The 20,003-nt window shown below is 63.8% G+C and carries 19 protein-coding genes, 3 tRNA genes and 1 pseudogene; 16 read left to right on the forward strand and 7 right to left on the reverse strand.

Going from position 1 to position 20,003, the window contains the following annotated elements; genetic code table 11:
• Position 1 precedes the first annotated feature (1 nt).
• Both VNW74_RS08260 and VNW74_RS08265 read right to left on the reverse strand, forming a co-directional pair.
• A tRNA-Arg gene (locus VNW74_RS08260) sits at positions 2-74 on the reverse strand.
• Positions 75-93: 19 nt separating this feature from the next.
• Positions 94-184, reverse strand: a tRNA-Ser gene (locus VNW74_RS08265).
• 145 nt (positions 185-329) lie between these two features.
• On the opposite strand from VNW74_RS08265, the gene VNW74_RS08270 reads away from it, so the two are divergent.
• Positions 330-1,403, forward strand: a complete 1,074-nt coding sequence (locus VNW74_RS08270) for a pyridoxal phosphate-dependent aminotransferase (protein ID WP_325676120.1) — start codon at positions 330-332, stop codon at positions 1,401-1,403.
• Between the two features lie 12 nt (positions 1,404-1,415).
• The gene (locus VNW74_RS08275; RefSeq protein WP_325676121.1) at positions 1,416-1,895 is read left to right on the forward strand and encodes a DUF4334 domain-containing protein; all 480 of its coding nucleotides are present in this window, start codon (positions 1,416-1,418) and stop codon (positions 1,893-1,895) included.
• On the opposite strand, the gene VNW74_RS08280 is transcribed toward VNW74_RS08275, so the two are convergent.
• Positions 1,892-2,485 carry a TIGR03086 family metal-binding protein gene (locus VNW74_RS08280; RefSeq protein ID WP_325676122.1) on the reverse strand — a complete coding sequence of 198 codons (594 nt, stop codon included), beginning with the start codon at positions 2,483-2,485 and terminating at the stop codon, positions 1,892-1,894. The genes VNW74_RS08275 and VNW74_RS08280 overlap by 4 nt on opposite strands.
• Positions 2,486-2,508: 23 nt before the next feature.
• On the opposite strand from VNW74_RS08280, the gene VNW74_RS08285 reads away from it, so the two are divergent.
• Positions 2,509-3,333 carry a crotonase/enoyl-CoA hydratase family protein gene (locus tag VNW74_RS08285; protein WP_325676123.1) on the forward strand — a complete coding sequence of 275 codons (825 nt, stop codon included), beginning with the start codon at positions 2,509-2,511 and terminating at the stop codon, positions 3,331-3,333.
• 12 nt (positions 3,334-3,345) lie between these two features.
• Here VNW74_RS08285 and VNW74_RS08290 read toward each other — a convergent pair whose 3' ends face one another.
• A complete protein-coding gene (locus VNW74_RS08290; protein WP_325676124.1) occupies positions 3,346-3,705 on the reverse strand; it encodes a helix-turn-helix domain-containing protein in 360 nt (119 codons plus the stop codon).
• 105 nt (positions 3,706-3,810) lie between these two features.
• Here VNW74_RS08290 and VNW74_RS08295 point away from each other — a divergent pair, with 105 nt between their 5' ends.
• The 3 genes and pseudogenes from VNW74_RS08295 to VNW74_RS31860 form a co-directional block, all read left to right on the forward strand.
• On the forward strand, positions 3,811-4,182 hold the full coding sequence (locus VNW74_RS08295) for a DoxX family protein (RefSeq protein ID WP_325676125.1): 372 nt from the start codon (positions 3,811-3,813) through the stop codon (positions 4,180-4,182).
• 132 nt (positions 4,183-4,314) lie between these two features.
• On the forward strand, positions 4,315-5,571 hold the full coding sequence (lipE, locus tag VNW74_RS08300; RefSeq protein WP_325676126.1) for a lipase LipE: 1,257 nt from the start codon (positions 4,315-4,317) through the stop codon (positions 5,569-5,571).
• 33 nt (positions 5,572-5,604) lie between these two features.
• Positions 5,605-5,721 (forward strand): annotated as a pseudogene (locus VNW74_RS31860) (hypothetical protein); the annotation flags it as partial.
• On the opposite strand, the gene VNW74_RS08305 reads toward VNW74_RS31860, so the two are convergent.
• Positions 5,700-5,789 (reverse strand) — tRNA-Ser (locus VNW74_RS08305). The pseudogene VNW74_RS31860 and the gene VNW74_RS08305 overlap by 22 nt on opposite strands.
• A gap of 19 nt (positions 5,790-5,808) precedes the next feature.
• Complete coding sequence (locus VNW74_RS08310) at positions 5,809-6,333, reverse strand: MarR family winged helix-turn-helix transcriptional regulator (RefSeq protein ID WP_325676127.1); 525 nt, start codon at positions 6,331-6,333, stop codon at positions 5,809-5,811.
• A 79-nt stretch (positions 6,334-6,412) separates the two neighbouring features.
• Between VNW74_RS08310 and VNW74_RS08315 the strand changes: the two genes are divergently transcribed.
• Entirely contained in the window at positions 6,413-7,396 is a 984-nt protein-coding gene (locus VNW74_RS08315; RefSeq protein ID WP_325676128.1) for an NAD(P)H-quinone oxidoreductase, read from the forward strand.
• A gap of 13 nt (positions 7,397-7,409) precedes the next feature.
• Here the strand turns inward: VNW74_RS08315 and VNW74_RS08320 are convergent, their stop codons facing one another.
• Complete coding sequence (locus VNW74_RS08320; RefSeq protein WP_325676129.1) at positions 7,410-8,606, reverse strand: cysteine desulfurase-like protein; 1,197 nt, start codon at positions 8,604-8,606, stop codon at positions 7,410-7,412.
• 109 nt (positions 8,607-8,715) lie between these two features.
• On the opposite strand from VNW74_RS08320, the gene VNW74_RS08325 reads away from it, so the two are divergent.
• The 9 genes from VNW74_RS08325 (at position 8,716) to VNW74_RS08365 (ending at position 20,000) form a co-directional block, all read left to right on the forward strand.
• Positions 8,716-10,725: a DUF6541 family protein gene (locus VNW74_RS08325; protein WP_325676130.1), complete on the forward strand. Its 2,010-nt coding sequence runs from the start codon at positions 8,716-8,718 to the stop codon at positions 10,723-10,725.
• A 4-nt stretch (positions 10,726-10,729) separates the two neighbouring features.
• On the forward strand, positions 10,730-11,272 hold the full coding sequence (locus tag VNW74_RS08330) for a bacterial proteasome activator family protein (protein ID WP_325676131.1): 543 nt from the start codon (positions 10,730-10,732) through the stop codon (positions 11,270-11,272).
• Between the two features lie 10 nt (positions 11,273-11,282).
• Positions 11,283-12,077, forward strand: coding sequence for an ABC transporter ATP-binding protein (locus VNW74_RS08335; protein WP_325676132.1), 795 nt, complete (start codon positions 11,283-11,285; stop codon positions 12,075-12,077).
• The gene (locus VNW74_RS08340) at positions 12,074-12,991 is read left to right on the forward strand and encodes a glycosyltransferase family 2 protein (protein WP_325676133.1); all 918 of its coding nucleotides are present in this window, start codon (positions 12,074-12,076) and stop codon (positions 12,989-12,991) included. The genes VNW74_RS08335 and VNW74_RS08340 overlap by 4 nt, the downstream gene beginning before the upstream one ends.
• Complete coding sequence (locus VNW74_RS08345; RefSeq protein ID WP_325676134.1) at positions 12,978-13,808, forward strand: ABC transporter permease; 831 nt, start codon at positions 12,978-12,980, stop codon at positions 13,806-13,808. The genes VNW74_RS08340 and VNW74_RS08345 overlap by 14 nt, the downstream gene beginning before the upstream one ends.
• Positions 13,809-14,327: 519 nt before the next feature.
• A complete protein-coding gene (locus VNW74_RS08350) occupies positions 14,328-17,279 on the forward strand; it encodes a GNAT family N-acetyltransferase (protein WP_325676135.1) in 2,952 nt (983 codons plus the stop codon).
• Entirely contained in the window at positions 17,276-18,847 is a 1,572-nt protein-coding gene (locus tag VNW74_RS08355; protein ID WP_325676136.1) for an APC family permease, read from the forward strand. The genes VNW74_RS08350 and VNW74_RS08355 overlap by 4 nt, the downstream gene beginning before the upstream one ends.
• A 225-nt stretch (positions 18,848-19,072) precedes the next feature.
• Positions 19,073-19,558 (forward strand): GreA/GreB family elongation factor, encoded by a 486-nt coding sequence (locus VNW74_RS08360; RefSeq protein WP_325676137.1) that lies wholly within the window; start codon positions 19,073-19,075, stop codon positions 19,556-19,558.
• A 31-nt stretch (positions 19,559-19,589) separates the two neighbouring features.
• Positions 19,590-20,000, forward strand: a complete 411-nt coding sequence (locus tag VNW74_RS08365; protein WP_325676138.1) for a GtrA family protein — start codon at positions 19,590-19,592, stop codon at positions 19,998-20,000.
• Positions 20,001-20,003 lie beyond the last annotated feature (3 nt).

Below are 20,003 nucleotides of genomic sequence, written 5' to 3' on the forward strand. Positions count from 1 at the left end.
GCGCGCCCGAAGAGATTCGAACTCCCAACCTTCTGATCCGTAGTCAGATGCTCTATCCGTTGAGCTACGGGCGCATGTGTTCAGTTATCTAGCTGGCGGAGGCGAGAGGATTTGAACCTCCGGTCCCCGGTAAGAGGACAACTCATTAGCAGTGAGTCCCATTCGGCCGCTCTGGCACGCCTCCTTGGATTTCCTGAGGGTACCGGACTCCGCCGGGCGAGAATGCGGGCCGGGCAGCGGCCCGAGGAGGAGCCTGGCCACCCAGCTCAGCCGGGCTCCCGGAACCGCCGCGGAGCACAGCGTACACAGGCCGGACATATGCTGTCGAAATGACCGCTCGTCTGCGCCCCGAGTTGGCCGAGCTGCCGGCCTACGTCCCAGGCAAAACGGTCCGGGGCGCGATCAAATTGGCCAGCAACGAGACCGTCTTCGGCCCGTTGCCCAGCGTCCGCGCCGCCATCGAACGCACCACCGACGTCATAAACCGCTACCCGGACAACGGCTGCGGTGAACTCAAATCAGCATTGGCCAAGCACCTGAACTCCGGGCGGGTGGGCAGCGCAGGCGGTTGGGGACCCGAGCACATCGCCGTCGGTTGCGGCTCGGTGAGCCTGTGCCAGCAACTCATCCAGATCAGCACCACGGTCGGCGACGAGGTGCTGTTCGGCTGGCGCAGCTTCGAGATCTACCTGCTGCAGGTCCGCCTCGCCGGCGCCACCGCTGTCCAAGTCCCGCTCTCCGACCACACTTTCGACCTGACGGCGATGCTCGCCGCGGTCACCGACCGCACCCGGCTGATCTTCGTCTGCAACCCCAACAACCCCACCTCGACGGTGGTCGACCCGGATGCTTTGGCCCGCTTCGCCGAGGCGGTGCCGTCGCACGTCCTGATCGCGATCGACGAGGCCTACGTCGAATACATCCGCGACGGACTGGTGCCGGACAGTCTTGGTTTGGTGCGCGACCTCAGCAATGTCGTTGTGCTGCGCACGTTTTCGAAGGCCTACGGCCTGGCCGGTTTGCGGGTGGGATATGCGGCCGGCAATCCGGAGTTGATCACCGCCATGGACAAGGCCTACGTACCGTTCACCGCGACCAGCATCTCGCAGGCCGCGGCCATCGCTTCGCTGGACGCCGCCGACGAGCTGCTCGCCCGCACCGATGCGGTCGTCGCCGAACGGACTCGGGTGAGCGACGCCCTGCGCGCGGCCGGGTTCACCCTGCCGTCGTCGCAGGCGAATTTCGTCTGGCTGCCGCTCGGACCTCGCACCCTGGACTTCGTGGAGCGAGCGGCCGACGCACGCATCGTGGTCCGCCCGTACGGCACCGACGGCGTCCGGGTGACCATCGGCGCCCCGGACGAAAACGACGCCCTGCTCGCATTCGCTAAAAGCTGGATCTGAAGGAGAAACACCATGAGTGACGCACTGGCCCGCAAGAAGTTCATCGAGTTCACGGAGCGCACCGGCGCCATCACCGACGCCGAGCTCGACGACTATTGGGCGAGTCTGCGGCCGGCGACCATCGACGGCATGCTCGGCGAATGGAAGGGCGGCGAGTTCGTCACCGGCCACCGCATGAACGGTCAGCTCGAGAAGTCACGCTGGTTCGGCAAGACGTTCAACTCGCCCGCCGACGTGCAGCCGTTGGTGTGTCTCGACGAAGATGGGAACCGGTTCTCCAACGTCAAGATGGGCAAGGGCGAGGCCAGCCTGTGGCTGGAGGAGTTCCGCGGCGAAGTCACTGCCACGATGGTCTACGACGGCCAGCCCGTGCACGATCACTTCAAGACGATCGACGACAACGCGCTGATGGGCATCATGAACGGCAAGGGCGTACTGGATGTCCAGGACGGAGTGAGTCGCTACTTCTACTTCTTTCTGGAACGCGTCTAGGCGCGCGCCACCGCCGGATCGCGGCCGGTGAAGGCGATCAGCCGGTCGAGGGCCGACGCATCGTCGGGCACGGCGACCGGATCATCGAAGCCCGCTGTCGCGCGCCCTTGTGGCGTGATGACTTTGTGGGCAAGCCCTAACACGTAATCGGCCAGCGACTCGGCGACGTCAATCCGGTGTGTGGTCGCGGTCGCGTAATCCCAACCGTGCACCAGGAATTCGACCGACAGGATGCTGACGGCGAAGGTAGCGGGTATCTCGTTGGTGCCGATGGTCACCGTGTCGTTCAGGCCGCGGCGGTGCCATGCGTCGAGCGCGGGCCGGGCCGCGCAGATAACCTGCTGCTCCACCGAGTAGTCGGTGTTACGGTCCGGGAGATCCGCGCCCGCCGCGCCACCGAGCAGGGTGATCGAGTTCAGCAGATGGTCGGTCAACTGCATCACGTCGTATTCCGAGCACGGTGTGGATTTGGACAACTCGTCACGTGCGATCGGATGCAGGACATGTTGCAGGGCGCTGAGCGCTGCTTCTGCGCTGGCCAGCTCGTCGGTGGGTGGTGAATCGGGCCCGGGCCGCAGGTCGGAGGACATGACGTCCACGGTACGGTCTCGACATGGGCGAGCCCTACGAATCCGTCACCGTCGAAACCAAAGACCACGTCGCACAGGTGACGTTGATCGGACCGGGCAAGGGCAACGCGATGGGACCGGCGTTCTGGTCGGAACTACCGGAGCTATTCGGGGCCCTGGACGCTGACCCTGATGTGCGGGCCATCGTCATCGCCGGGTCCGGGCGCAACTTCAGCTACGGCCTGGATCTGCCGGCGATGGGCGGGACCATGGCCCCCGTGCTGGCTGACGGCGCCCTGGCGGGGCCGCGCACCGAGTTCCACTCCGAGGTGCTGCGCATGCAGAACACGATCAGCGCCGTCGCCGACTGCCGCACACCGACCATCGCGTCGGTGCACGGCTGGTGCGTCGGCGGTGGTGTCGACCTGATCTCCGCCGTCGACATCCGCTACGCGAGCGCCGACGCGAAGTTCTCGGTCCGCGAGGTCAAGCTGGCCATCGTCGCCGACGTGGGCAGCCTGGCCCGGCTGCCGCTGATCCTTTCCGACGGACACCTGCGCGAGCTGGCACTTACCGGCAAGGACATCGACGCGGCTCGCGCCGAAAAGATCGGCTTGGTCAACGACGTCTTCGCCGACGCCGACGCCACTCTGCAAGCCGCGCACGCCGCCGCCGCCGAGATCGCCGCCAACCCGCCGTTGACGGTCCGCGGCATCAAGGATGTGCTTGACCAGCAACGGATTTCGGCGGTATCGGCGAGTCTCCGCTATGTCGCCGCGTGGAACGCGGCGTTCCTACCGTCAAAGGATCTGTCCGAGGGGATCTCGGCAACCTTCGCCAAACGCCCGCCACAGTTCACCGGCGAATAAGGCGATTCGGCATTACCGTGACGTGCGGTTGGCATTGATCTCCTCGTGGTGCGCCATGGCCCACTCGGCCAGGGAGATCACCAGCGGTAGCAGTGTCCGACCGAGTTCGGTCAACTCGTACTCGACTCGCGGTGGCACCTCGGCGTAGGCCCTGCGGTCGACCAGGCCATCCTCGACCAGGTGCTTGAGCGTCAGGGTGAGCATCCGTTGCGAGATGCCTGCCACGGTCTCCTCCAGCCCGCCGAACCGCATCGGCCCGTCTCGCAGCGTGCCGATTACCAGCAGACTCCACTTGTCGCCGATGCGGTCGAGGACCTCCCGAACCGCACCGCCCTCGGGTATCCGCATCGTCTTTCGTGTGATGTGTGTCATATCGAAGCTTCTTTCCTGGATGCATACATCGATGTGCCTTTTGTCGCTGCCCCAGCGCTGACACACGATGTGGCTACGCACAAATAGTAAGGATTGGGGAATACCGTGAACATCGCACTGTGGGCCGCGGAGGCCCTGCTCGCATTCGTCTATCTCGCCGCGGGCGGGCTCAAGGTCATTCGGCCGCGCGAACAACTCGTGGCATCGGGCCGACTCGACTGGATGAAGGACAACTCGGACGTGGCCGTCAAGGCCGTCGGCGCGGTCGAGATCCTCGGCGCGCTCGGCGTGATCCTGCCCGAGGCGACCGGCATCGCCCGCATCCTGACCCCCCTCGCAGCGGTCGGCCTGGTCATCGTGCAGATCGGCGCGATGCGCGTGCACCTGACTCGTAACGAGCGACAACCTTTGCCAATCAACGTGATTCTCCTGCTGCTCGCGGCCTTCGTCGCGATCGGCCGATTCGTGAGCACCTGATCGCGAAGCCGAGCGAAAGAGCTGCAAAATCCCCACCTGTGGATAGATGTCGAACTGTGGATAACCCATCGGGCGGAGCCACACGTACCCTCGCGGGTGGGTTTCGACCGAGTCCACTAGAAGGGGCATGTAATGACCAGCCAGGTTGACTTGCAGGGCAGGATCCACGTCCCGGCCGACCTGGACGCCATCACGGCGGTGGGCGATGAAGACCACTCCGGGATCGACCCCGCAGCCGTCGACCGGATCTGGCAGGCCGCCCGCCACTGGTATGCGGCTGGGATGCATCCGGCGATCCAGCTGTGCCTTCGGCACAACGGCAACGTGGTGCTCAACCGCGCGATCGGACACGGCTGGGGCAACGCCCCCACCGACCCGCCCGACGCCGAGAAGATCCCAGTCACGACCGATACGCCGTTTTGCGTGTACTCGTCGGCCAAAGCGATCACCGCGACCGTCGTGCACATGCTTGTCGAACGCGGGCACTTCTCGCTTGACGATCGCGTCTGCGAGTATTTGCCCACCTACACCAGCCACGGCAAACACCGCACCACGATCCGGCACGTGATGACCCACAGCGCGGGCGTTCCGTTCCCGACCGGACCCCGGCCGGACCTCAAACGGGCAGACGACCACGGGTACGCGCAGGAACAGCTCAGCAAGCTGCGGCCGCTGTACCGGCCCGGCCTGGTGCACATCTACCACGCGCTCACGTGGGGCCCGCTGATGCGCGAGATCGTATACGCCGCCACCGGTAAGGACATCCGCGAGATCCTTGCCACCGAAATCCTCGATCCGCTGGGCTTCCGCTGGACCAATTTCGGCGTCGCAGAGGCGGATATCTCGACCGTCGCGCCCAGCCACGCCACCGGCAAGCAGTTGCCGGCACCGATCGCGGCTGCGTTTCGCAAGGCGATCGGGGGAACGCTGTACCAGACCATCCCGCTGACTAATACACCGATGTTTCTCACCACGGTCGTCCCCTCGTCGAACACCGTATCGACCGCCGATGAGATGTCACGTTTCGCCGAAATATGGCGCCGCGGTGGTGAACTCGAGGGTGTGCAGGTCCTGCGGCCGGAGACACTGCGCAGCGCGGTGCGCCAAAGTCGCCGTCTCCGACCGGATGTCGCGACCGGACTGGCTCCTGCCCGGTGGGGCACGGGCTTCCAATTGGGCACCGACCGATTCGGCCCCTTCGGCCGCGACGCGCCGGAGGCGTTCGGCCACCTGGGGCTAGTCAACATCGCGATCTGGGCCGACCCCGAGCGCCAGCTGGCCGCCGGTGTGGTGAGCAGCGGCAAGCCGGGCATAGATCCAGAACTCAAGCGCTACAGGGCCCTCATGGACCGCATCGCAGCCGAGATTCCACGGGTGCCGATCGCCTGAGCGGACCGTCTGCGCGCCGGCCAACACGCCGACTACGACCGTTTCCTGCGTTACCTGACCGGCTGCGCGGATTTCTTCCGCCGCGGCATTACCGACGTCGGACAATTCACCCTGACAAAGCAACGCAATGGCGGTGGCGGAGGGATTTGAACCCCCGGACGGTTTTAGCCGTCTCTCGCTTTCAAGGCGAGTGCATTAGGCCGCTCTGCCACGCCACCGCCGACAAGGGTAACTGTGTCAGGCCCCGCCGGCCTGCCCGCCGGTCTTGGAAGCCCGGTCGGAGATTTTCAGCGCGGCGCTGATCCGTCGGCAGTTCTCCCCCATCGCGGCGATCTGAGAACGCGACAGCTGCCCGAGGAAATAGGTGCGCACGCCTTCCGCGTAGGTGACCATGGCCTGCCTCGCCGCTTCCCGACCGTCCTCGGTGATGGCGGCAACCACCCCGCGCCGGTCATCCTGGCTGGCCTCGCGGCGCACCAGCCCTTGCCCCTCCAGTCGACGGATCTGGCGGGTCAGGCGGCTGGGCAGCGACGGCAGCGCGTCGGCCAGGTCGCCCATCCGCACGCAGCCGGCGGGTGAGTTATCCAAGATGTCGAGCACCCGGACGTCGAACAGCGACAGCTGATGCGCATCGGTGAGTCGGCGGTTGAGCATCGCATACACACGCAGGGTGGAGTCCAAGAAGTTCTGCCACGACTTCTGCTCAGCGATATCCAGCCCGGGCATCTCACTGGCTGTCCGGCCGGCAATGAGGGCGGCCATTACGTCATGCTATGCGACACAAAGCCTTTGAAAAAGCTGTTTGGAACGGTCGATATCCGCAGGTAGTAGCGTGTCGAGTATGCACGCGATCGTCGCTAAATCCGCCGATGAACTCGTTTGGCAGGAAGTCCCCGATGTCGTGCCGGGCCGCGGCGAAGTGCTGGTCAAGGTCGGCGCCGCCGGCGTCAACCGCGCCGACCTGCTGCAGGCCGCCGGCCTGTACCCACCGCCACCGGGAGCCAGCAAGCTGCTCGGCATGGAGGTCTCCGGCGTGGTCGCCGAGGTGGGCGACGGCGTCAGTGAATGGTCGCCCGGGCAAGAAGTGTGTGCTTTGCTGGCGGGCGGTGGCTACGCCGAATACGTCGCTGTTCCCGCTGGTCAGCTCCTGCCGATTCCGGGCGGCGTCGACCTGCGGGACGCTGCCGGCCTACCGGAAGTGGCGTGCACGGTGTGGTCGAATCTGGCGCTGACGGCTCATCTCCGTCAGGGCCAGCTACTCCTGATGCACGGCGGCGCCAGCGGCGTCGGAAGCCACGCGATCCAGGTCGCCCGGGCGCTGGGCGCCCGCGTCGCTGTCACCGCGGGCTCGGCGGCCAAGCTGGAATCGTGCCGCGAACTGGGCGCCGAGATCTTGATCAACTATCACGACGAGGACTTCGTGGCGCGGGTGCGGGAGGCGACCGATGGCGCGGGTGCCGACGTGATCTTCGACATCATGGGCGCCTCATACCTGGACCGCAACATCGACGCGCTGGCTCCTGACGGCCAGCTGGTCATCATCGGGATGCAAGGCGGCGTCATGGGCGAACTCAACATCGGCAAGCTACTCAGCAAACGGGCGCACGTCATCGGAACCACCCTGCGGGGCCGACCGGTGACCGGTCCCAACAGTAAGAGCGAGGTCGTCGAGGCGGTGACGAAATCGGTCTGGCCGATGATTGCTGAGGGACGTGTCCGGCCGGTGATCGGGGCGCATATCCCGATCCAACAGGCCGCTGAGGCTCACCGCCTGTTGTCGTCGGGACAGGTGACCGGGAAGATCGTCCTGACGGTCGACCAGTAACGCGAGCCGACCCTTAGCCCAGTGACGCCAGGGCGCGCACCAATTGGTCGACCTCGGCCATCGTCGAGTAATGCGCCAAGCCGATGGTGACCGCGCCGCCGACGTCGTTGACACCGATCACGTCCAGCACTCGCGAGCTGGCGTTGGAGATCGCCAGAATGCCGTTGTCCGCCAACCGTTGCACCACCCGCTCGGCAGGCACCTCGTGCACCGCGAAACTGACGACGGGTATCCGCGCCTCCGGCCGGGCGATCACCACCACCAGTGGCAGCGAACGCAGGGAGCTCATCAGGTAATCGAATATCCCGTCCATGTAGGACATCGCCGATTGCATTGAGGTAGAAAGTCTTTCGCGTCGCGTTCCGCGCGCCGACTCGTCCAGTGAGGCAAGGTATTCGATACTGGCTACGAAGCCGGCCAGCAGGCCGAATTGGTGCACGCCAACCTCGAGGCGTGCAGGGCCGGTGGCATACGGGTTCGTCGACACCGAGGCGAAGGTGTTGATCATCGCCGGGTCGCGAAACACCAATGCTCCGATGGGCGGACCGCCCCACCCGACGGCGTTCACGGCTACCACGTCGGCGTCGATTTCGTCGATGTCGACCAGACGATACGGGGCAGCGGCGGAATGGTCGACGATGACAAAACCACCCACGTCATGGATCAGCTTGGTCAGGGGGCGCAGATCGGTGATGCTGCCCAGCGTCCCCGACGCTGACGTCACAGCGACCAGACGAGTGGGGTGGCTGATCAGCCCCTCCCATTGCCAGGTCGGCAGCTCACCGGTCTCGATGTCGACCTCGGCCCATTTCACCTTGGCGCCGAACCGGTTTGCTGCGCGTAGCCACGGCGCGATGTTGGCTTCGTCGTCAAGCCGGGTGACGACCATCTCGTAGCCCAGCCCGGCACGGGTAGACGACGCGTCGGCTAACGACGACAGCAAAACCGCGCGATCGGCGCCCAGGACCACGCCGCGCAGGTCGGCGTTGACGAGGTCTGCGACCGCCTGGCGGGCCGCCTCCAGCACGGCCGCGCTGCGCTGAGCCGCCGGATGCGGCCCGGCGGTGCTGGGGAACGATCCGCGGAATGCGGTCGACACGGTGGTCGCCACCGAGTCGGGAATCAGCATCCCGGTCGGCGCGTCGAAGTGCACCCAACCGTCCCCGAGTGATGGGTGTAATCCCCGCACCCGGGCGACGTCGTATGCCATGCCGGCCACCTTAGAGTTCCGCAGATTTAGCTAAACCATGACGGTAGAGCGCGACCATATGCGTCCCTGCCGTCCCGAGCCAGGTCACCCGGCCAGCCATACTAGTCCAGTGGGGCTGTGGATCGGAACGCTGATCGCATTGTTTTTGCTGATCGCGCCGGGGGCAATCGTCGCACGAATCACCCAGCTAACTTGGCCGGTCGCCATCGCAGTTGGCCCGGCGCTGACCTACGGCGTGGTGGCTCTGGCGATAATTCCCTTTGGCGCGCTCGGAATCCCTTGGAACGGTTGGACAGCGCTGATCACGCTCGCCGCGGTGTGCCTGGTGATGACGAGTTTGCAGCCGCTGCTCGCCCGCTACCGCGACGGCCAGGCCGAAGCCCGAGGGATCGCAGGCTGGCCGGCGCTGACGGTAGCGGCCGGTGTGCTGCTCGGTGCGTTACTGATCATGTGGGCGGCCTATCGCGGGCTCACGCATTGGCAGTCCATTCCCAGTACCTGGGACGCGGTCTGGCATGCGAACGAGGTGCGCTTCATCCTCGACACCGGCCAGGCCTCGTCCACCCACATGGGCGAGCTGCGCAACGTCGAGACCCATCAACCGCTCTACTACCCGTCGGTGTTTCACGCCCTCACCGCGGTGTTCTGTCAGCTCACCGGGGCGTCGCCGACCACCGCCTACACCTTGAGTTCGGTAGCGGCCTCCGTCTGGCTGTTCCCGTCCAGCGCGGCCATGCTCACCTGGTTTCTGCTCAGACCCACCACGCCGTCCGAATTGTCGGCCTCCTCAGCCTCCGGCCAGTGGCGCGCCGCCGGGGCGGCAGCCACGTCGGCCGCGATGTCAGCGTCGTTCACGTCGGTGCCCTACGTCGAGTTCGGCGTCGCCGCGATGCCCAACCTGGCCGCCTACGGCGTCGCGATCCCGACGTTCTTCTTGATCACTTCGACGCTGCGGCATCGCGACCGCATCCCGGCGGCCGTGCTGGCGCTCGTCGGCATCCTGTCGCTACACCTCACCGGCGGGTTCGTCGTCATCTTGTTCCTGTTGGCCTGGTGGCTTTTCGACGCGCGGCGGCATCCGATACGTGGTCGGTTGGCCGACGTCCTGATCCTGGCCGCGGTGGTGGTGCCGACGGCGCTGATATTGGCGCCGCAGTTCATCGGGGTGGCCCACCAGGCCGATATCATCGCCGGGCACGCGTTCCCCAGCTTCAAGACCGTCAAGCAGGGCGTCATCGATGCGCTGCTCTTGCACACCCGGCACCTCAACGACTTTCCGACCCAATACGGCCTGATCGTGCTGAGCGCGATCGGCATGGCAATCCTGCTGTCCAAACGGATCTGGTGGCCGCCGGTGCTCTGGCTGGTGCTAACCGTGGCGACCATCTACTCGGGGGCGCCGTTTCACAACCCGCTCGGCGCCGCGATCGAAGAATTCAGCCAGTTCTTCTACAACGATCCGCGACGGCTCGCCGCCGTGGTCACGATGCTGCTCACGCCGATGGCGGGGATAGCGGTGTTCGCGGTGGTTTTGGCGGTGGTGGCCTTGCTCAAAAGATCAGCCCAACGACTGCCCGAGCGGTTTAGCCGCCCGACCGCAGCGGTCTGGGTTTCCACCACGGTGGTCCTCCTGGTGCTCACCACGGTGCTGACTGGCCGCCACTACCTCTACCGGCACCTGGTGCTATTCGGCGACAAATACGACTCGGTGATCATCAACCGGAAAGACCTCGACGCGATGGCCTACCTGGCGACCCTGCCGGGAGCCCGGCACACGCTGATCGGCGACTCGAACGTCGACGGCACGGCGTGGATGTATGCGGTGGCCGATCTGCACCCGCTGTGGACCCACTACGACTACCCGCAGCAGACCGGCCCGGGCTATTACCGCTTCATTTTCTGGGCCTACGCCGACAAAGACAACGATCCGCGGGTAGCCGAGGCGCTGCGGGCGCTCAACATTCGCTACATCCTGACCAGCGCCCCGACGGTTCGGGGGTTCAAGGTGCCCGACGGACTAGTGTCAATAGACCAATCGAAGTCGTGGGTGAAGATCTACGACAACGGTGGGGCCTGGATTTACGAATGGCGTGGCGCCCCGACAACTCCCAAAACATGAACAGATGCCAGCGGCGAGGAGAGTGACTGCATTGAGTACCGGCAACGACGACGACATCGAAATCATCGGTGGCCTCGATCCGCGGCTGATGGCGGCCGCGAAGGATGACGACTCCGATGACCGGTCGCTGACCGACCTCGTCGAGCAGCCAGCCAAGGTGATGCGGATCGGCACCATGATCAAACAGTTGCTCGAGGAAGTACGGGCGGCCCCGCTCGACGACGCCACCCGCAACCGGTTACGCGAGATTCACGCCACCAGCATCCGCGAACTCGAAGAAGGGCTGGCGCCCGAACTGCGTGACGAACTCGACCGCCTCACCCTGCCGTTCACTGAGGGCACCGTTCCGTCGGACGCCGAGTTGCGCATCGCCCAGGCGCAGCTGGTCGGCTGGCTGGAGGGGCTATTCCACGGCATCCAGACCGCGCTGTTCGCTCAGCAGATGGCCGCTCGCGCACAGCTGGAGCAGATGCGCCAAGGCGCGCTGCCCCCGGGGGTCGGCCGGTCCGGTGGTCCCGGGGGTTCGGGCACCGGGCAATACCTCTAGCGGACATTCGGTGACGAGTCCCCGCCGTCCTCATATCGAGACGCACAACGCGTGGGTGGAATTTCCCATCTTCGACGCCAAATCGCGCTCGCTGAAGAAGACCTTCCTTGGTGGCACCATCGGGCGCAATGCCTCCAACGTGGTGGTCATCGAGGCGTTGCGGGACATCACCATGTCGTTGGACCTAGGCGACCGGGTCGGGCTGGTGGGCCACAACGGGGCAGGGAAATCGACACTGCTGCGGCTACTTTCGGGCATTTACGAGCCCACCCGCGGCTCGGCCATCATCCGCGGCCGGGTGGCGCCGGTCTTCGACCTCGGCGTCGGGATGGACCCCGAGATCTCCGGCTACGAGAACATCATCATCCGCGGCCTGTTCCTCGGGCAGACCCGCAAGCAGATGCTGGCCAAGGTCGACGAGATCGCCGACTTCACCGAACTCGGTGATTACCTGTCGATGCCGTTGCGGACCTACTCCACCGGTATGCGGGTGCGATTGGCGATGGGCGTGGTCACCAGCATCGACCCCGAGATCCTGCTGCTCGACGAGGGAATCGGCGCCGTCGACGCGGACTTCTTGAAGAAGGCGCAGACGCGGCTGCAGAAGTTGGTCGAACGCTCCGGAATCCTGGTGTTCGCAAGCCATTCCAACGAATTCCTGGCCCGGCTGTGCAAGACCGCGATGTGGATCGACCACGGTGTCATCAAGCTCACCGGCGGCATCGAGGACGTCGTGCGAGCGTATGAGGGCGACGACGCGGCCCGGCATGTGCGTGAGGTGCTCGCCGAAGCGAACCGCGCATGACCACGGTGTGCGCCATCGTGGTCACCCACCGGCGACCCGACGAGCTCGCCAAGTCGCTCGACGCGCTGAGCACCCAGAGCCGGCTGCTTGACCAGCTGATCGTGGTCGACAATGATTTTTCCGGCGACGGTGACGACACAGTTCGCGATCTGGTGGCCGGCCAACCCATCCCGACGACGTATCTGCCGTCGCGCCGAAACCTCGGCGGCGCAGGCGGTTTCGCGCTGGGCATCCTGCACGCGCTGGCGCTCGGTGCCGACTGGGTGTGGCTGGCCGACGACGACGGCCATCCGCAGGACAGTCAGGTGCTGGCCACGCTGCTGGCATGCGCGGACACGCACCGGCTGGCCGAGGTATCGCCGATGGTGTGCAACGCCGACGACCCGCAACGGCTGGCCTTCCCGTTGCGCCGCGGCCTGGTCTGGCGGCGGCTGGTCAGCGAATTGCGCACGGAGGCCGGCCAGGAACTGCTGCCGGGCATCGCCTCGCTGTTCAACGGAGCACTGTTTCGGGCGTCGACGTTCGAGTCGATCGGCGTTCCCGATCTGCGGCTGTTCGTCCGCGGCGACGAGGTGGAGATGCATCGTCGGCTGGTCCGGTCCGGGCTGGCGTTCGGAACCTGCCTGAATGCGGCTTACCTGCATCCGTGCGGATCGGCCGAGTTCAAGCCGATCCTCGGCGGCCGGATGCATACGCAGTATCCCGACGACGCCACCAAGCGCTACTTCACCTACCGCAACCGCGGTTACCTGATGGCGCAGCCGGGTCTGCGCAAACTGCTGGTTCAGGAGTGGCTGCGGTTCGGCTGGTTTTTCCTGATATCCCGTCGCGACCCGAAAGGCCTGCGGGAGTGGCTGCGGCTCCGCCGGCTCGGCCGGCGGGAACAGTTCAGGAGGCCTGATGACGATCGTTGATATTGCCGCGCAGTCCAAGACGATGACCCGGGCCTGGGGTGATCTGGTCGACGGATACCGTCGCCGCGAGCTGTGGCTGCACCTCGGCTGGCAGGACATCAAACAGCGCTACCGCCGCTCGGTGCTCGGGCCGTTCTGGATCACCATCGCCACCGGGACCACTGCCGTTGCGATGGGCGGCCTCTACTCCAAGCTGTTCCACCTCCAGCTGTCGGTGCACCTGCCCTATGTCACGCTCGGCCTGATCATCTGGAATCTCATCAACGCCTCCATCCTGGAGGGCGCCCAGGTCTTCGTCGCCAATGAGGGATTGATCAAGCAACTGCCGACGCCACTGAGCGTGCACGTCTATCGGCTGGTGTGGCGGCAGATGATCCTGTTCGCGCACAACATCGTCATCTACGCCGTCATCGCGATCATCTACCCGAAGCCGTGGTCCTGGGCCGACCTCTCGGTGATCCCGGCGTTGGGGCTGATTGTTCTCAACTGCGTGTGGGTGTCGCTGTGTTTCGGCATCCTGGCGACGCGCTTCCGCGACATCGGCCCGCTGCTGTTCTCCATCGTGCAGTTGCTGTTTTTCATGACGCCGATCATCTGGAACGACGACACGCTGCGAAAGCAGGGCGCCGGAGAGTGGTCGAAGATCGTCGAACTCAACCCGCTGCTGCACTACCTGGATATCGTGCGCGCCCCGTTGCTGGGCTCCCACCAGGAGCTACGGCACTGGGCGGTCGTGGTGGGGTTGACGGTGGTGGGCTGGCTGCTAGCGGCTTTCGCGATGCGCCAGTACCGCGCCCGCGTTCCCTACTGGGTTTAGACAGCGAAAACCTCACAAATCGGGTTGCCTCATCGACTCGAAACTCGGCGAGCCATTCACAGCCCCAACGGCCCGGACGGTTCGGCCCAGCGCCGGCACCAAATCCTCACGCAGGACGAGCACGTGGGCCACCCAGAACGCGGCGATACATCACCTATTTGTGACCGCGCCCTGGTCAATGAGGGTAAATTGCTGCGAAAGTTCGACGGCGCGCGGGCCAGGGGGATGTCATGATCACATCCGTTCATCCATACCTCATCACCGGGGTCGCGACCTTCGGGGCGTTGAGCCAGCCAGCAGAGGAAACGGCATCTCCCTCAGGGCGCAGATCGTGCATACGGTGCTCTTCCGGGGAATAGCGCGCGACGGCATCGCCTCTGGCCACCCGTGCGCCTCCGAAGACGAGATCGTTCACGCGGCCAGACTTGCCAACGCCGAGAAGCTGGCCCTGACGGCCAATCACCGGACAACACGAACATCAGAACACCTGGTTCTGGGACGCGATGGAAGGTTTGTCATATGTCGTCGGAGCTGAATGATGCGATCGAGCTCGGCGGACTACTTACGCTCGCCTTATCGTTGCTCGCGATTACACTGTTTCTCACCGGACAATTTGTGCCAAGCTGGCTTCTCCTGGCACGCAGTCTACCGCGGCACGGCCGCGCGAATCTCAGCTGGCAAGCCATGCTTACGTTGTTGGGCCTGCTGGTGCGCGGTTTGCAGGTCCTCTCGCTGCACAAAGCGGCGCGGCTGCGGATCGAAATCGAACTGGTGAACCCGCTTCCCGACCATCCGCTTCGGCTGAACTACCGGAGCAAAGAGGATTATCGCGCCGCCAAGAAAGAATGGCAGAGCGAGAAGCAGGCATGGAAAGACCATGTAGACGCGGCGCTGGGTGCGCTTGTGCATGAAGAAGAAGATGACTGGACGATTGATATTGAAACATGCACGCCGCTCATCGAGGACGACGATATTGCCCGCTATTTCAACGCTTTGAATAACCAGTTGCTACGCCCGAATCAACAGCCGGTCTTCCTGTCCAAAGTGACGATCAGGTCGGGCTTTGTCACACCGCTGCACTTGTTGACGGGCGTACTCGCCCGTTACGAGGACGACTGGCAACCCATCGTCGAGGGATATGGTCGGTCGATCATTCGTCCGAATGACCCATACAGATACCGCCAACCACGCAAAATGCAAGCATTTATCTTTGATTGCTGGCTGCTGTGGGGCCCGAGCATACCCGTGTGTACCTGCCCGGAGTGGCGCGGGGAGGTCGCGCTCCAATATGGCTACGGCGATGAGAATAATTCCCTCACGCTACGTAGTTCCTCACCGGAAGTCGTCCGCACGCTGGCCAGACAGAACGGTCTCGACCTCGACGGATTCGCTCTGCGGGCTCGGGTTACCGGCACGCTGAAGTGGGGCCCGGCGCTTGGCGATACCGGATTCTGCCCAGCACAGCATGCCATCTGGCAAGACAATCGAATCGTCCTCGACATCATTGGCGAGGCACATGGCATCCGCCCCACCGGTGGCACAGAGGAGCAAGTATTCGCCCAGTACTATTCGGCTTATCTATGGGTAATTTTTGTAATGTGCGATGCGGAGACTGGTGAGCCGCTCTACCCGGAAAACAAATGGCGAGACCTGATCCCGTTTTTCGTCCACGGAAACATCGCCGACAGGCAGGCTTACGATTTCCATTCAAGCGCACTCGCTCGCGGCGTCTTCGAAGGATGCTTGCACTTGCTTCAAGGGGAACCCAATCTCACTCTGCGTTTTGTCTGTGCCATAGACGAAACGGCCTGCGGCTACGAGATGTTGTATTCGATGCCCACTGAAATGACCATTCGCAAAAAGATGATCACCTTCGCCAAGGAAGCCGACGCGGCATGCGAGGATGGGGCGGCGCTGCAGCGGCTGATATTGGAATACAACCCGGAAGAGCCGTTCAAAGACGGCGACTACTCAGCGTGTGCGCTGCCGGGCATAGTTAATGCGTACTACAGCGAGCTCAGGGAGGAGCAGCCGACTTTCCACGAGTTGCGCTTCGCCCGCAAGACCGATATCGATTTGCTGCGGACCTTCTACGAGGACTGCTTCGTCCCCGAGTTTCCCAACCCGAACGAACGCGAGTCCTTCGAAGTGATCCAAAATTACCTTCGCCTCAAAGACACCGGCTGGTACAAAAAGAACAATTACCACGTTCTTGTGCTACTCGACGGCGACAAGCCCATCGGCGGCTCAATCTCGGATTACCTCGACGAACCCAACGCGGGAGTAATCGAGTATTTCGTCATCCAACCGGAGCATCGCGGCCAAGGGCTGGGTCGTCGCCTGCTGGAAGAGACCGAACGCCTACTGCACCTCGACGCGGACAAGAGCCGCAACCGTCCCCTTGACTGGATCGTTGCGGAGATGGACGACCCCTATGTCACACCGGGGCGGACGAGCGGCATGGACTACTTCGCTCTGGCGAGAATATGGCACAGCATGGGCTATCGGTTGCTCGACTTCCCCTACTTGCAGCCGGCCCTTTCCAGCGACAAGAAACCGGTCAGCAATCTCTCCATGATTGGCAGGATCTGTTCCCATCGGTTCAAGGGCAGCCAAGTCGCATCGGCCGATGTGCAAATTCTGCTGCGCGAGTATCTGCAGTGGGCCATGCGCATTCAAGAGCCGGAGAAGAACGACGTGTTCAACAGAATGCGTGAGTTCCTCGAGGCTGCGGGCGCAGTTGAGTTGGTGAGTTTCGGGGACTATCTGGGTTGGCAGAAGGACACCCATCTGCGTATCAATGAGGTGATCACAGGTGAGGATCCGGAATTGGATCAGGCCATCGATGTATACGAGCGAGTTTTCCAAGACCGCGACATAGCAATCGCCAGCAACGAGTTCCGCAAGGCATTCCAGCCAGAGGGCCTAGCCTACCGGCCTGGCTATCGCTTCCACCTGTGGACCATCCGCCTGGAATCGGTGCAGGAGTGCGGGGGGATGGCGTCCTTCTTGACAATGCCCAGCGCCGGCTTCGGCGGTTACATCGGCTTCGCTGATTCCCTGCGCGGTGCGGGCAAGCTTCGCCACATCATCGCGCGCGCTGAGGAGCGGATGGTGCGGGACGGAACGGAGGCCCGCGGTTGGTATATCGAATGTGCCGGAGAGACCGAGCGCGACATTTTGTCGAAGGTTGGCTTCGCTGAACTCGACGTCCAGCACATGCAACCGGCGCTCCCCGGGAGGAGCATCGAGCCCCGCACCGATCCACTTCACCTGCTGTACAAGCCATTCGGGCGGGTGTACGAAAGGCCGACGATTACCAAACCCGAGTTCCTGCAGGCAATGAGCGAGATCTATCAGTCAATCTATGACATAGCTCATCCAGATGAAGACGAGGTGTTCATCAAGCTCGCCAAATCCCTTGACGGTGTCGACATTATCAAGCCGAAAGTCCTGGACAGTACATCGTGACGGTGCGAAGGGCCGGCTTACCAGTCACCTACAAGGGGCTGCGGTCGGGGACCATCAGCCTGGCCGGAAATGTCGTCATCGCCGTTTCGGCGGTCGCCCCTGCCTATAGTCTGGCCGCGACGCTGGCGGCCATCGTGGCAGTGGCGGGCACCAAGGCGCCGGCGTTGTTGATTGTCGGGTTCGTTCCGATGATGCTCATTGCGTTCGCGTTTCGAGAACTGGCCAACGAGACGCCGGACTGCGGCTCCACCTTCACCTGGGTTACCCGCGCGTTCGGTCCCTGGGTGGGCTGGGTGGCCGGCTGGGCACTGGTGATCGCCTCGATGGTAGCGATCGGCAACAGTGCGCAACTAGCAGCTATGTACCTGCTCGATGCACTGCACCTCAATAAGCTGCAGCTCGGTAGGCTCCACGTCGACAACGTCTCGCAATCTCTACCAATCCAGATCACCGTGGGCGGTGTTGCCGTGGTGGTCTTGATGGTGTTGTGTCTGCGGGGAATTGACGCCACAGAGCGGACCCAGGCTGTGTTGCTGACCCTGCAGCTCGCGATGCTGATGCTGGTCAGTTGTGTTGCCCTGGTGAAGGTATACACACATCACGCGGGTTCCCAGGCAGTTATGCCACAGTGGGATTGGCTGTCCCCGGCGGGACTCTCGGCCTCCGCGATTGCGAGCGGCAGCATCCTCTGCGTGTTCGCGTACTGGGGGTGGGACACCGGCCTGTCGGTATCGGAGGAGACTAAAAGCCCGCGCAAGAACCCGGGCAAGGCCGCGGTGTTGGCCACCATCTTCATTCTCGGCACATACGTGCTGGTGAGTTTTGCGATTCAGGCCTTCGCGGGCTTCGGTAAAAACGGAATCGGTCTGAACAATCCGGCCAACGCCAACGACATGCTCAGCATTCTCGCAAACCCGGTCGTCGGCAGCGGCCTGGCTGTGGCGCTGCTGCTGGCGATCAGTTCGTCGTCGTTAGCGGCGGTGGTGAGCTCTCTGGCGCCGACAGCGCGAACCACGCTGGCCATGGCGGTATACCGGGCCTTGCCGCAGCGGTTCGCGCGGGTGTCCCACCAGTACCAGACACCATGGTTCGGTACCGTCGTGATCGGCGTGGGCGGGTTCTCGATCTACGTCGTGATGACGCTGTTGAGCCAGAATTCGGTACCGGATATGGTTTCATCACTCGGACTGGTCATCGCCTTCTACTATGCGACGACCGCTTACGCGTGTGTGTGGACCTACCGGCACACATTGCTGCGCTCGGCTCGCCACTTCTGGCTGAGGGGTGCCCTTCCGTTTGTCGGCGCGGTCGCGATGACCTGGGCGTTCATCAAGAGCGCCTTCGACATGTATTCACCTGATTACGGCCAGACGCACATCGGTCCGGTCGGTGGCGTGTTCATCATGGGTATCGGGCTGCTGCTGATCGGCATCCCGCTTGCGGCGCTGTGCACCATCAGCGGGCGCGGGTTCTTCGAGGGCAAGACCCTGAACGCAGCGACCGACATCACCGTGCTGGATGTCGGCAGCCGAGAGGCCACCGGCGTTGGAGGTTCTATCCGTCAGTAGGAGTAGCGTGCTGCCGGAATGCAGCCCGCACAGAAATCATTTGCAACAGAAGGAGAACGAACGTGCCAGGAACGATTCTGTGCCGCTTATCGTTGGCCCGCGCGGCACCATAGTGGCCTAACGAAACCACAAATCGGATTTGCGGCGTATGAATAATGACGAATAGCAACCAGACAAACTGAGCGCTCCGCGCACTCGCGGTTGCGCCCCGAAAGGTCGACGCAGGTGAGCGAAGAAGTCGAGCCCTCTGGGCTTGCCGATGAGGCACGCGAGCGCGTCGCCGCCGAGTTGGGCCGGATACGGGAACGTCGCGATCGCTTGGAGGCCGAGGTTCGGGGCGACCGCGGCGCAGTGAGCGATCACGCCGACGCCGCCGATGCCATCCAACGCGCCGACGAATTGGCCAGCCTCGACGAGCGGATCATCGAGCTCGACCGGCTGCTGCGCACCGGACCATCGCCGTCGAACGACAGCGACACGCTGCCCTTCGGCACCAAGGTGACGCTGCGGTTTTCCGACGGTTCGGTCGTCAAGATGCAGGTGATCTCCGTCATAGAGGAGGCTCCTGCCGGCGGCGAAGACGAGGCGTTGACGGCGGGTAGCCCGTTGGGGCTCGCGCTTGCCGGGCGGCAAGCTGGCGACACCATCACCTACACCACGCCCCAAGGCGAAAACCAGGTCGAGCTGCTGGACGTGAAATACCCGTCTTAGTCCCCCTGGTCCGCCCGTAGACTTTCGGCCGATGGCCGAAATCGCGGCGAACACGCCCCTGCCGCTAAAGACACAGGCGTGGCGATTCATCGTCACCGGCGGTTTGTCAGCGGTTGTTGACTTCGGCCTCTACGTGGCGCTGCTGCGGCTGGGCTTGCAGGTCAATGTCGCCAAATCGCTGAGCTTTATCGCCGGCACGACAACCGCCTACCTGATCAACCGGCGGTGGACGTTCCAGGCACCGCCGAGCAGGGCGCGATTCGTCGCCGTGTGCGTGCTGTACGCACTGACCTACTGCGTGCAGGTCGGTATCAACTACCTCTTCTACCTTCAATTCGCGAATGACCCGTGGCGGGTGCCCGCCGCTTTCGTGATCGCGCAGGGCACTGCCACGGTGATCAACTTCATCGTGCAGCGCTCGGTGATCTTCCGGCTGCGCTGAACA

This window comes from Mycobacterium sp., assembly GCF_035570115.1.
Taxonomy (GTDB): domain Bacteria; phylum Actinomycetota; class Actinomycetes; order Mycobacteriales; family Mycobacteriaceae; genus Mycobacterium.